Consider the following 12,532-nt stretch of genomic DNA (forward strand, 5'->3'; position numbering starts at 1 on the left):
CAAGGAATCCCGATGGCCTGGCTGGAATACCTGATTCCCCTCATCTTCCTGTTTCCCCTGGCGGCGACCGCGGTGATCGTGGTCGGGCTGCGCAACCTGCATGACGCCCGGGTCAGCTCGCCGTTCGACGCCCATCCGCTGCGCGAACCGGGCCAGTCGCTGCGCGACCGCCTCGACCGCGCCTTCGCCGGGCTGTTCCTCAACGGCGCGCTGGGGCCGATCGTGATCATGGCGCCGCTGGTCTACGGCATGGGCCGCATGCTGCTGGCGAGCGAGCAGAACTGGCTCGAGTGGACCCTCTATGGCGCCCTCTCCACGCTGCTGGTGCTGGTGTTCTGCTTCCGGCTGATCCGCGACTTCCAGCGCATCCGCCGCCTCAAGCTGGGGCTGGCCTGCGAGCTGGCGGTGGGCCAGGAGCTCGAGCGGCTGATCCGCCCCGAGTCGCATCCCTACTTCGTGTTCCACGACGTGCCCGGCGAGGGCGATACCCTCGATCACGTGGCGGTCACGCCTCACGGCGTGTTCGCCATCGAGACCTGGGCGCGCAGCCCGGCGGTGAAGCCCTCCGGCGAGGAGGACAACCGCGTCACGGTCGAGCGCGCCCGCCTGCGCTTCCCGGGCTGGATCGAGCGGCGCCCGCTGCGCGACACCCGCCGCGCGGCACGCTGGCTGTCCGACTGGCTGGAGGGCGAACTGGGCCATCCGGTGCCGGTGCAGGGCGTGCTGGCCCTGCCCGGCTGGCGGATCGAGCATCCCGAGGCCGCCGACGACCTGCTGGTGGTCAGCGGTGACGCCCTGGCCGACCGACTGCCCGAGCGGCGCCTGGACGCACTCGACGAGGCCGCCCACGAGGCGGTGATCGCCGCCATCCATCGCCGCGCCCCGCACTGATCGCCGGCCGAGGCTTCCGGGCTATCCGTCGACGTCGGCGATGCTGACCCGCGTCGCACAGCGCCCGCGGCCGAGCCGCACCAGGCTGTCGGCGGCCGGAAAGCGCTCGAGCGCCTCGGCGTCGATGCCGATCCTCACCTCGGTCAGCAGCCGGTTGCCGCGTCCGCGGCACTCCAGCCGCAGCGCCCGCCCCGTGCCCTCGCCGAAGGCCGCCTCGAAGGCGTCGATCAGGGCGTTGCGCCCCACCACGCCGCCGCGATGCAGCGCCACGAAGTCGCCGAAGGCGCTGTCGTTGACCGCCTCGAGCAGCTCGAGGGAAGTGGAAAACAGCGCCTCGGCGGGCAGCGCCAGACAGGCCGCGTGCTTGGCGTACTGGTAGCGATCCAGGCAGCTCGCGCGCCCCGGCATGGCGCGGTCCAGCCGGCTCGCCAGGGGCTCGGGCAGCGCCAGCGGCGCGTGGGCGCGGCAGAAGCCGCCTTCCGGCCGCGGCGTTTCCAGGAAGCAGCCCTGCCGCCACCAGTCGCGGCGCGTCACGCCGCGCTCGCGGAGATCATCGGGCAGCGAGGCCCACAGCCCGTGCAGCACGAAGCCGTCCTCGGCCCCGCGTCGCAGCCGGGCCTCCCGGCACTCCCGCGGCGGCCGCGAACGGCTGGCGCAGAAGCCGGGGTGCCAGGTCAGCGCCAGGGTGTAATGTTCGACCCCTTCCCGCGCCAGTGGCGATGACGCCAAGGCCGGCAGGGCCGAGGCCACGGCCAGCCAGCCGCCCACCAGCCCCAGCAGCAGCGCCCTCTTCGGGCGCCAATACGATCTCGATCGCTTCACCGTCGCGCGCTCCTCATCGTCATGCCTCCCTCGGGGACGCCCGGGGGCCAATAACGCTTGCCAGAACCATGAAGGCGGATAATAATTCGCCGCCTTCGCAGGAGATACCCTTTTCACCACCATGAAAATCATCACGTTCGATGTTTTTCGCACCCTGGGCATTCCCGGCGTGCGCTATATCAAGCCGGAACGCATGTACGACCACCTGGAGGAGATCCGCCAGGCGGACTGGCTGCTGTTTCCCGAGTACTGGCAGGTCAATGCCCTGGTCTACGGCCTCGGCGCGCGCATCTTCCCGAGTCTCGCCAGCTATCACCTGGGCCACGACAAGGTCCAGCAGACCCGGGCCTTCCTGGCGCTGTGCCCGGAGCACGTGCCGCCCACCGAGATCCGCGGCACCTCCCGCGCCGTCCTGGACCGGGTCGAGGCGCGCTTCGGCTACCCCTTCATCGCCAAGCGCATCAAGAGCGCCATGGGCGAGGGCGTGCGGCTGATCGCCTCCCGCCGGGATCTCGACGACCACGTCGCCGAGGAGCCGGTGCTGTATGCCCAGGCGCGGCTGCCGATCGACCGCGATCTGCGCATCGTGCTGGTCGGCGGCGAGGTGATCGACGCCTACTGGCGGGTCACCCCGCTCGAGGGCTACCGCGCCAACGTCAGCCAGGGCGGGCGCATCGACCACGCGGCGATTCCCGAGGCGGCCATCGACCTGGCCCGCCGCCTGGCCCGCGAGCTCGACATCGACCACGCCGGCTTCGACATCGCCATGGTCGACGGCCAACCCTACGTCTTCGAGTTCAACCGCCTGTTCGGCAACCAGGGCATCGCCGACAGCAGCCGGCGCATCGGCGCCGCCATCCGCCGGGTCATCGGCCTCGACGACGATGATCGCGACCCGGACGGCGAGCCGCCGCTGCAGCTGACGGCCTAGTCGGCCACGACCAGGCGCCGCTCAGTCGCCCCTCAGCCGCCCGCCCATCTCCTGGGCCAGATCCACCGCGTAGTGGTCGGTCATGCCGCCGATGAAGTCGAGCATGCGCCGGTAGCTGTCGTAGAGCGACCAGGAAGGCCGCGGGGTGTTCTCGCCGATCAGCGCCAGCACCCGCTGGTGCTTGAAGGTCGAGGAACCGGTGTGATGCAGCTCGTGGGCGGCGCCGATAAAGGCCTCCAAAAGAATCCCCAGGGTCGTATACGCGCCGATCTCCAGCTTGGCCTTGCGCTCGTTGCGGAAGATGCGCTCCCGCGCCAGCTGCTTGGCCGTCTTCACGCCCCAGTCCAGGTCCGGGTGACACAGCTCGAGCAGATCGTGGCGCAGCCGGCCGCCGAGCAGCTCGGCCTCGTGCTGGACGAACGCCCCGGCCACCTCGGTCACCGCGCGCTCCATGGCCGCCCCGCGCAGCGCGGCGATCCGCCGCCGCTGGGACACGCCCTCCTCGCGCATGGTCGCGAAGTCGCCGGGCTCACCGCCGGCGATCTGGGTCAGGATGCCGGCCACCTCGTCGAAGCCGAGGATGCCCATCTCCAGGCCATCCTCCAGGTCGAGCAGCGCGTAGCAGATGTCATCGGCGGCCTCGACCAGCCAGGCCAGCGGATGCCGGCTCCAGCGGTTCTCGCCCTGGGGCAGGAGCCCCAGCCGATCGGCCACCTCGGTCAGCAGATGCGCCTCGCTCTGGTAGCAGCCGAACTTGCCGGCACTGCCGCCGTGTTCGACGGTCCAGGGGTACTTGAGCAGGGTGCCCAGCGTCGCCGCGGTCAGGCGCATGCCGCCGCGGAACTGGTTGTATTCGATCTGGGTGACGATGCGGAAGCCCTGGGCATTGCCTTCGTAGGTCAGCAGGTCGGCGCGTTCGGCGTCGGACAGCCCCTCCAGCAGGCCGCTGCCGTCGCTCTCGGCGCGCTTGAACCAGTCGCGGATGGCGTACTCGCCGGCGTGACCGAAGGGCGGGTTGCCGATGTCGTGGCCCAGGCAGGCGGCCTGGACGATCACCCCGAGATCGGCCGGCGTGATGTCCTCGGGCAGCCGGTGGCGCAGCCCCTCGCCGACGCTCATGCCCAGCGAGCGGCCGACGCAGCCGACCTCCAGCGAGTGGGTCAGGCGGGTGTGGATATGATCGTTGTCGGTCAGCGGGTGCACCTGGGTCTTGCGCCCCAGGCGGCGGAAGGAGCCGGCGAAGACGATGCGGTCGTGGTCCTTGTGGAAGGGGCTGCGGCCGATCTCGTCGCGGGGCGTGCCGCGCCGGTCGTGGAGCCGGGCGGGGTCGAGCAGCCGCTCCCAGGTCATCTGCGTCATGGGCGTTCCTCCTTGAGGGTTCCATTCTGGCACCGCCGCGCGCCGCTTTGCCATCGCGGGGCGATGCGGGAGGCCTGGCACCGCGCCCTACCGCTTCCGTCGTATTTCGTTGGCTAACAAAACACCATAGAATCCCCCGCCTGAACCGCGTCAGACAGAAAAAAGACCACCCACGCCGCCTCTCATTCAGCAGTAAACGCCAGCATATGGCGTCGTGGACTCCCGCCGGGCGCGGTCGGCAATGCACAAGCAATAAGGCAGACGCTTCATGACCTCCACCTCCGACGCCACGACCTCCCGACGGGATCGCGGCTTCTTCGGCCATCCGCGCCCGCTGGGGCCGCTGTTCTTCACCGAGATGTGGGAGCGCTTCTCCTACTACGGCATCCGCCCGCTGCTGGTGCTGTTCATGGCCGCCAGCCTGCTCGACGGCGGTCTGGGCTTCGACGAGAAGACCGCCTCGGCCATCGTCGGCCTCTACGCCGGTGCCATCTATCTGGCCGCCCTGCCCGGCGGCTGGCTGGCCGACAACTGGCTCGGCCAGCGCCGGGCGGTGTGGTACGGCTCGGTGCTGATCGCCCTGGGCCACCTGGCCATCGCGCTGTCGGCGCTGCTCGGGGCGCCGGCCTTCTTCGTCGGCCTGATCCTGATCGTGCTCGGCTCGGGGCTGTTCAAGACCTGCATCTCGGTGATGGTCGGCGGCCTCTATGACGACGGCGACGTGCGCCGCGACGGCGGCTTCGCCATCTTCTACATGGGCATCAACCTGGGGGCGCTGCTGGCGCCGCTGATCAGCGGCGTGATGCTGGAACACGGGGGCTGGCACTGGGGCTTCGGCATCGGCGGGCTCGGCATGCTGGCGGCGCTGCTGATCTTCCGCCTGTGGGCGGTGCCGTCCATGCGGCGCGCCGACCGCGAGCGCGGCCGCGAGGCGAGCTGGGACGCCCCGGCCCAAAGCCGCCGCCACGTCGGCAGCTGGGTCGCCGGCTTCATGGCGCTGATCGCCGGGCTGGTGGCCCTGAGCGCCACCGGCGTCATCCACATCGACGCCCGCGCCCTGGCCGAGGCCATGACCTCGGTGCTGATCGTGGTGGCGATCGGCTTCTATGCCTACCTGATGCTGTTCAACGGCCTGAACGGCGACGAACGCGCCCGGGTCACGGTGTGCTTCGTGCTGATCGTGGCCGCGGCCTTCTTCTGGGCCGCCTTCGAGCAGCAGCCCACCTCCTACAACCTGTTCGCCCAGAACTACACCGACCGCGGGCTGTTCGGCTGGGAGATTCCCACCGTCTGGTTCCAGTCGCTGAACCCCATCTTCATCGTGCTGCTCGGCCCGCTGTTCGGCTGGCTGTGGCCGGCGCTGGGGCGCCGCCGCCTGGAGCCCGGCAGCCCGATGAAGTTCGTGCTCGGCCTGCTGCTGGCCGCCGCCGGCTTCGGCCTGATGGTGCTGGCCGCCCAGCGGGTACTGAGCGGCCCCGGGCTGGTCTCGCCGCTGTGGATCATCGCCAGCATGCTGATGCTGACGCTGGGCGAGCTGTGCCTGAGCCCGGTGGGCCTCTCCACCATGTCCGGCCTGTCGCCGCGGCGCACCCAGGGCCAGCTGATGGGGCTGTGGTTCACCGGCTCGGCGCTCGGCAACCTGGTGGCCGGCCTGATCGGCGGCCACGTCAATCCCGAGGAGGTCCAGCAGCTGCCCGAGCTGTTCGGCCGCTCGGCCATCGCCCTGGTGATCTTCGCCGCGGTGCTGCTGTTGCTCGTGCCGGTGTTCAAGCGCATGCTCGGACACCACCGCCTCATCGACCCGACCGCCGCCCATCGCGCGGACGCCACCGACCCGCAAGGAGCCTGAGCATGACCTCTTCCAGTGCCGCCACCGCACGCCAACGTCTCGACGCCCTGCGCGAGGTCATGCGCGAGCACGCCATCGATGCCTGGTGGCTGCCCTCCTCCGACCCGCACAACTCCGAATACCTGCCCGAGCACTGGGCCGGCCGCGCCTGGCTGTCCGGCTTCGACGGCTCGGTGGGCACCCTGGTGGTGACCCAGCACGCCGCCGGCGTGTGGGTCGACAGCCGCTACTGGGTGCAGGCCGAGGAGCAGCTGGCCGGCAGCGGCATCGCGCTGATGAAGCTCACCCCCGGCCAGGCCGACGCGCCGATGCGCTGGCTGGCCGAGCGGCTCGACGAGGGCGCCACCCTCGGCTTCGACGCCGACGTGATGTCGCTGGCCAGCGTGCGCCGGCTCGAGGATCATCTGACCCCGGCGGGCGTTCGCCTGCGCGGCGACATCGACCTGCTCGACGCCATCTGGCCCGAGCGTCCGGCGCTGCCCGAGGCGCCGCTCTACGCCCATCCGGCGGCCTATCTCGACGAGACCCGCGGCCAGCGCCTGGCCCGGGTACGCGAGGCCATGGCCGAGCACGACGCCGACTGGCATCCCGTCTCGACCCTGGACGACATCGCCTGGCTGACCCAGCTGCGCGGCGCCGACGTCGAGTTCAACCCGGTGTTCCTCGCCCACCTGCTGGTGGGCCGCGACAGCGCCACGCTGTTCGTCGCCCCGGGCAAGCTCGACGACGAGCTCACGGCGGCGCTGGCCGAGGACGGCATCGCGGTGGCCAACTACGCCGACTGGCCACGCCGGCTCGGCGAACTGCCGGCCGACGCCCGGGTGCTGATCGACCCGGCCAAGCTGACCCTAGGCACCCGCGAGGCGCTGCCGGAAGGCGTGGCGCTGGCCGAGGCCTACCAGCCCAGCACCCTGGCCAAGGGCCGCAAGAGCGACGCCGACCTGGCCCACGTGCGCGAGGCCATGGAGGAAGACGGCGCGGCCCTGTGCGAGTTCTTCGCCTGGCTCGAGGCCGCGCTCGAGCGCGGCGAGACGGTCACCGAGCTGACCGTGGACGAGAAGCTCACCGCCGCCCGCGCCCGCCGCCCCGGCTTCGTCAGCCGCAGCTTCGGCACCATCGCCGCCTACAACGCCAACGGTGCGCTGCCGCACTACCACGCCACGCCGGAGGCCCACGCCACCATCGAAGGCGACGGCCTGCTGCTGATCGACTCCGGCGGGCAGTACCACGGCGGCACCACCGACATCACCCGGGTGGTGCCGGTGGGCAACATCACCGATGCCCACCGCGAGGACTACACCCGGGTGCTCAAGGGCACCATCGCCCTGTCCCGGGCGCACTTCCCGCGCGGCATCCCCTCGCCGCACCTGGACGCCATCGCCCGCGCCCCGCTGTGGGCCAGCGGCCGCGACTACGGCCACGGCACCGGCCACGGCGTGGGCTACTTCCTCAACGTCCACGAGGGCCCGCAGGTGATCGCCTGGTACGCTCCGGCCGCACCGCACACCGCCATGCAGCCCGGGATGATCACCTCCATCGAGCCCGGCGTGTACCGCCCGGGCCAATGGGGCATCCGCATCGAGAACCTGGCCGCCAACCGCCCCGCCGAGGCGAGCGAGTTCGGCGATTTCCTGCGCTTCGAGACGCTGACCCTGTGCCCCATCGACGCCCGGCCGATCGACGTCGGCCTGCTCGACCCCGCCGAGGCCGATTGGCTCGACGCCTATCACGCCGAGGTCCGCAGCCGGCTCGCGCCGAAGCTCGAGGGCGAGGCCCTGGCCTGGCTCGAGCAACGCACCCAACCGCTCGAGCGCGGCTGAGCGGAAGCGGCTTTCCCGAAGCCGAAACAGGAGAAGGGCGCCCCGCGGGGCGCCCTTCTTCGTGATTCCTCACTCTTTACCTCTGACTCCTCGCACCTAATCCTCCGCCATCTCCGGCAGCAGCGTCATGAGCTTGTCGGCGCTCGAGAGAGCGCGTATTGCGCCCCCAGCCCAAGGGCTCGGCGGCTCAGTCCTCCACACCATCTCCGGCAGCAGCGTCTTGAGCTTGCCGGCGCTCGAGAGAGCGCGTATTGCGCCCCCAGCCCAGCGGCTCGGCGGCTCAGTCCTCCGCCATCTCCGGCAGCAGCGTCTTGAGCTTGCCGGCCCTTGAGAGAGCGCGTATTGCGCCCCCAGCCCAGCGGCTCGGCGGCTCAGTCCTCCGCCATCTCCGGCAGCAGCGTCTTGAGCTTGCCGGCGCTCGAGAGAGCGCGTATTGCGCCCCCAGCCCAGCGGCTCGGCGGCTCAGTCCTCCGCCATCTCCGGCAGCAGCGTCTTGAGCTTGCGGGTCAGGGTGTTGCGCCCCCAGCCCAAGAGCTCGGCGGCCTCGCCCTTGCGCCCCCCGGTGTGCTTGAGCGCGGTCTCGATCAGGATCTTCTCGAAGTCCGGCACGGCTTCTTCCAGCAGGTGGGTGTGGCCGGCGGCGAGCGCCCGGTCGGCCCAGTCGCGGAAGGCCAGGCGCCAGTCGCCGGCGGCGCCGCCCTCGTCGGCCTCGCGCAGCTCCGGCGGCAGGTCCTCGACCAGCACCTCACGGCCCGAGGCCATCACCGTCAGCCAGCGGCAGGTGTTCTCCAGCTGGCGGACGTTGCCCGGCCAGGCCAGCCGCGTCAGGTGGGCCTCGGCCTCCGGCGTCAGCACCTTGACGTCGGTGGCGAGCTCCTTGGCGGCCTCGGCCAGGAAGTGGCGCGCCAGGCGCGGGATGTCCTCGCGGCGGTCGGCGAGCTTGGGCAGGTGGACGCGGATCACGTTGAGGCGGTGGAACAGGTCCTCGCGGAAGCGGCCGTCCTCGACCAGGCCCTCCAGGTTCTGGTGGGTGGCGGCGATGATGCGCACGTCGACCTTCACCGAGGTGTGGCCGCCGACGCGGTAGAACTCGCCGTCGGCCAGCACCCGCAGCAGGCGGGTCTGGGTCTCGGCCGGCATGTCGCCGATCTCGTCGAGGAACAGGGTGCCGCCGTCGGCCTGCTCGAAGCGGCCCTGGCGCTGGGCCGTGGCGCCGGTGAAGGCGCCCTTCTCGTGGCCGAAGAGCTCGGATTCGATCAGGTCGCGGGGAATCGCCGCCATGTTCAGGGCAATGAACGGCTTGCCGCCGCGCGGGCTGTGCTGATGCAGCGCCTGGGCGACGCGCTCCTTGCCGGTGCCGGACTCGCCGTTGATCAGCACCGTGATGTGCGACTGCGACAGCCGGCCGATGGCGCGGAACACCTCCTGCATGGCCGGCGCCTCGCCGATGATCTCGGTGTCCAGCCCCTCGGGCGCACTGACCGGGCGCTGGCGCTCGCGGGCGTGGGCCACGGCGCGGCGCACCAGCGCCAGGGCCTCGTCGACGTCGAACGGCTTGGGCAGGTACTCGAAGGCGCCGCCCTGGTAGGAGGCCACCGCGCTGTCGAGGTCGGAGTGGGCGGTCATCACGATCACCGGCAGCTCCGGATGCGCCTCGCGTACCTTCGCCATCAGGTCCAGGCCGTCCAGGCCCGGCATGCGGATGTCGGTGACCAGCACGTCGGGCGGATCCTCGAGCAGCCGCTCGAGGATCCGGTCGGCACGCTCGACGCTCTCGACCTCGAGGTCGGGCTGGGCCAGAGCGCGCTCCAGCACCCAGCGAATGGCGCGATCGTCATCGACGATCATGACGCGTGCGGCTTCAGTCATGGGATGTCTCCAGCGGTATCAGCAGTCGGAATTCGGTCTGGCCCGGCCGGGAGTCGCACTCGATCAGCCCCTGGTGACGGTGCAGGACCGACTGGGCGATCGACAGCCCCAGGCCGCTGCCCTCGGCGCGGCCGGACACCATGGGGTAGAACAGCGTCTCCTTGAGCTCCTCGGGGATGCCGGGACCGTTGTCGATGAGGCTCACCTGGCAGACCAGGCGATGGCGCTCGGCGCCCAGGGTGAACTGGCGACGCGCGCGGGTCTTGAGCACCAGGGTGGGCCCCTCGATCCCGGCCTCGGTCATCGCCTGCACGGCGTTGCGCGCCACGTTGAGGATGGCCTGGATCAGCTGGGACTCGTCGCCCATCAGATCGGGCAGGCTGGGGTCGTAGTCGCGGGTGAACGTCACCTCGGGATGCTCCACCGCCACCAGGGCGCGGACCCGCTCCAGCACCTTGTGGATGTTGAGCGGCTCGTGTCGATTGAGGCGATGCGGGCCGAGCATGGCGTCCACCAGGTCGCGCAGCCGGTCGGCCTCCTCGACGATGATATGGGTGAACTCGGTGAGCCGGGAGTCGCCCAGGTCACGCTCCAGCAGCTGGGCGGCGCCGCGGATCCCGCCCAGCGGATTCTTGACCTCATGGGCGAGCCCGCGCGCCAGCACCTTGATCGTCTCCTGGCGGGTCTGCAGCGCCTCCTCGCGGGAGATGCGCAGCAGCCGGTCGCGGGGCTCCAGCTCCATCAGCAGCTCGTCCGCCGACAGCGGGGTGACGGTGTAGTCCACCGTCAGCGCGTCGCCGGTGGGCAGGGTCAGGCGCGCCTCGCGCTGGGTATAGGGATGAAACTCGTCGCGGGCCTTGGCCAGCAGCGCGCCGATGTCGTCCTCCGAGTTCACCAGCCCCGGCAGCGGCTGGCCGATCACCCGCGAGCGGCTCAACGCCAGCAAGGCCTCCGCCGCCGGATTCATCCAGCGCAGCCGCAGCTGGCCGTCCAGCAGCAGCACGGCGGTGGTGAGGTGTTCCATCAGGCGTTGATACATGGGTGCATTCCCGGCAGCGGAGTGGAGAGGCGCCTCCCTCAAGTTCTGCAAGAAGCGCGCCACTTTGGGGAAGACGACATGGCGTCGCCTACCGGCTGATCCGACATGGGGATCATGCACCATGGTAGTGCACCAAGCTGGTGCACGCACTGCGAGGTCGCGCTCACTCCCGCTCGGGCGCCTTCCGAAGGGGCGCGCGCGGGTCGTGATGCGCTCGCCATGCCTCATGGTCGCGCCGGCGGCGATCGTCCCGGGGCGGACGATCGCCGCGCAACGCCTCGGCATGGCGGAAGGCGCTGCCCTCGCTCACCCGGTCGGCGTGATCGAAGGCATCGAAGCGCCCGTCGTCACGCGCCGGGGGCGGGTCACAGGGCCTCGGGGAGCCGTCCGGACACAGCGGTCGATGTGGCCGGCGAGGGGGCAGCTAATTGTTGGCGGGGTTGTTGGGATTGCTCGGCAGATTGACGCTGGCCCGCTGGACGAAGAGCGTCAGCGGCGAGGTGCGGTGGCGCACCGCGCCGGAGGCGTCGAGCAGCTCGGCCTGCACCCGGTGCTCGCCGCGGTTGAGGTTGGAGAGCAGGAAGGTGTCGGTGTGCATGGCGGACTGGCTGACCTGGCCGTCCACCAGCAGCCGCACGCGATGGTCGTCGCGCAGGTCGGGGCGGATGGCGAGCCGCACCTGGGCGTTGCCCGCGGCGCCGGTGGGCAGGGTCGTCTCCTGCTCGGGGGAGGCGATCGCGAAGACGTCGTAGGGCATGAAGGGCTGGCCGGGCTCGCCATAGCGCGTGGTGCCGTCGGCCCGCCCGGGCGAGGCACTCGACAGCGGCTGCACCGGCCGCGACGGCACCACGGTGAGCGGATCGAGCTCCATCGCCTCGCCGCCGCGCTTTGGATCGTCGGTGAAGACGACGTTGCCCTGGGCGTCGGTGGTGCGATAGATGGTCTGTGCCGCCGCCGGCAGGCTCAGCGCCAGGCTCAGCGCCAGTGTCATGACAACCTTGTGCATGTGTCTCTCCCGGGTCCGTGACGGCCGTCCATGGCGCGCCTTGCGCCTGCCGTCATCATGCTCCAAGCCTAGACCAGGCCGGCCCCGGAACGGAATCCACGTTCGCGGGCCGGGCGAATGCGAGTAGGATGATCCTGCGACACGACAAGCCAAGGAGCGAGCGGCATGGACGCGTGGGAGAAGGTGATAGCGTTGACCCTGATGGCCGGCATGGCGATGCCGCTGGGCGGCTGGGTGGCCAAGGAGGAGCGCATCCGGCCGAACTGGCTGGAGAACGAGCTGCGCCACGGCATCATCGCCTTCGGCGGCGGCGCGCTGCTCTCGGCGGTGGCCCTGGTGCTGGTGCCGAACAGCTTCGAGGCCCTGGACCTGGCGCCGGCCATGGCCTGGTTCCTCGCCGGCGGCCTGACCTTCATGGCGCTCGATATCGCCCTCTACCGCAACGGCACCCCCGCCAGCCAGCTCACCGCCATGCTCGCCGACTTCCTGCCCGAGGCCCTGGCCCTGGGCGCGGCCTTCGCCTACGGCGGCGGCAGCGGCGTGCTGCTGGCGCTGCTGATGACGCTGCAGAACCTGCCGGAGGGCTTCAACGCCTATCGCGAGCTGCGCGAGAACACCCACTACTCGACCCGACGCCTGCTGACGATGTTCTTCGCCATGGCCTGGCTGGGGCCGCTAGCCGGCCTGAGCGGCTACTGGTGGCTGGCCGCCTACCCGTCCGCGGTGGCCGCGATCATGCTGTTCGCCGCCGGCGGCATCCTCTACTCGGTGTTCCAGGACCTGGCGCCCCAGGCCCGGCTCGAGCGCCACTGGGGCCCGCCGCTGGGGGCGGTGTTCGGCTTCGCCATGGGCATCGGCGGCCATATGCTGATCTACTGATCCCGGGCGGAGGCCCCGGGAGAAAGACGCACAAAAAAGGCACGCCCACGGGCGTGCCTTTCGCGTG

Annotated in this window: 10 protein-coding genes; 5 read left to right on the forward strand and 5 right to left on the reverse strand. The window is 70.9% G+C overall.

Annotation, left to right across the window (positions count from 1 at the left end; all coding sequences use genetic code 11):
- Positions 1-12 precede the first annotated feature (12 nt).
- Positions 13-891: a nuclease-related domain-containing protein gene (locus ACGTNF_RS14805; RefSeq protein ID WP_394602335.1), complete on the forward strand. Its 879-nt coding sequence runs from the start codon at positions 13-15 to the stop codon at positions 889-891.
- Between the two features lie 21 nt (positions 892-912).
- Here ACGTNF_RS14805 and ACGTNF_RS14810 read toward each other — a convergent pair whose 3' ends face one another.
- Positions 913-1,713, reverse strand: a complete 801-nt coding sequence (locus ACGTNF_RS14810; protein ID WP_394602336.1) for a ribonuclease T2 family protein — start codon at positions 1,711-1,713, stop codon at positions 913-915.
- A 121-nt stretch (positions 1,714-1,834) separates the two neighbouring features.
- On the opposite strand from ACGTNF_RS14810, the gene ACGTNF_RS14815 reads away from it, so the two are divergent.
- Complete coding sequence (locus ACGTNF_RS14815; protein ID WP_394602337.1) at positions 1,835-2,644, forward strand: ATP-grasp domain-containing protein; 810 nt, start codon at positions 1,835-1,837, stop codon at positions 2,642-2,644.
- 21 nt (positions 2,645-2,665) lie between these two features.
- Here ACGTNF_RS14815 and ACGTNF_RS14820 read toward each other — a convergent pair whose 3' ends face one another.
- Positions 2,666-4,003, reverse strand: coding sequence for a deoxyguanosinetriphosphate triphosphohydrolase (locus tag ACGTNF_RS14820; protein WP_394602338.1), 1,338 nt, complete (start codon positions 4,001-4,003; stop codon positions 2,666-2,668).
- 268 nt (positions 4,004-4,271) lie between these two features.
- Here ACGTNF_RS14820 and ACGTNF_RS14825 point away from each other — a divergent pair, with 268 nt between their 5' ends.
- Both ACGTNF_RS14825 and ACGTNF_RS14830 read left to right on the forward strand, forming a co-directional pair.
- Positions 4,272-5,852, forward strand: coding sequence for a peptide MFS transporter (locus ACGTNF_RS14825; protein ID WP_394602339.1), 1,581 nt, complete (start codon positions 4,272-4,274; stop codon positions 5,850-5,852).
- 2 nt (positions 5,853-5,854) lie between these two features.
- A complete protein-coding gene (locus ACGTNF_RS14830) occupies positions 5,855-7,672 on the forward strand; it encodes an aminopeptidase P family protein (RefSeq protein WP_394602340.1) in 1,818 nt (605 codons plus the stop codon).
- A gap of 462 nt (positions 7,673-8,134) precedes the next feature.
- On the opposite strand, the gene glnG is transcribed toward ACGTNF_RS14830, so the two are convergent.
- From glnG to ACGTNF_RS14845, 3 genes are all read right to left on the reverse strand, one after another.
- Entirely contained in the window at positions 8,135-9,541 is a 1,407-nt protein-coding gene (glnG, locus tag ACGTNF_RS14835; RefSeq protein ID WP_016856245.1) for a nitrogen regulation protein NR(I), read from the reverse strand.
- Positions 9,534-10,580, reverse strand: coding sequence for a nitrogen regulation protein NR(II) (gene glnL / locus ACGTNF_RS14840; RefSeq protein ID WP_394602341.1), 1,047 nt, complete (start codon positions 10,578-10,580; stop codon positions 9,534-9,536). The genes glnG and glnL overlap by 8 nt, the downstream gene beginning before the upstream one ends.
- A gap of 424 nt (positions 10,581-11,004) precedes the next feature.
- Complete coding sequence (locus ACGTNF_RS14845) at positions 11,005-11,586, reverse strand: DUF4124 domain-containing protein (RefSeq protein WP_394602342.1); 582 nt, start codon at positions 11,584-11,586, stop codon at positions 11,005-11,007.
- A gap of 165 nt (positions 11,587-11,751) precedes the next feature.
- Here ACGTNF_RS14845 and ACGTNF_RS14850 point away from each other — a divergent pair, with 165 nt between their 5' ends.
- Positions 11,752-12,465 carry a ZIP family metal transporter gene (locus tag ACGTNF_RS14850; protein ID WP_016856242.1) on the forward strand — a complete coding sequence of 238 codons (714 nt, stop codon included), beginning with the start codon at positions 11,752-11,754 and terminating at the stop codon, positions 12,463-12,465.
- Positions 12,466-12,532 lie beyond the last annotated feature (67 nt).

This window comes from Halomonas sp. B23F22_10 (assembly GCF_043496975.1).
In the GTDB taxonomy this organism is placed as follows: Bacteria; Pseudomonadota; Gammaproteobacteria; order Pseudomonadales; family Halomonadaceae; genus Halomonas; species Halomonas smyrnensis.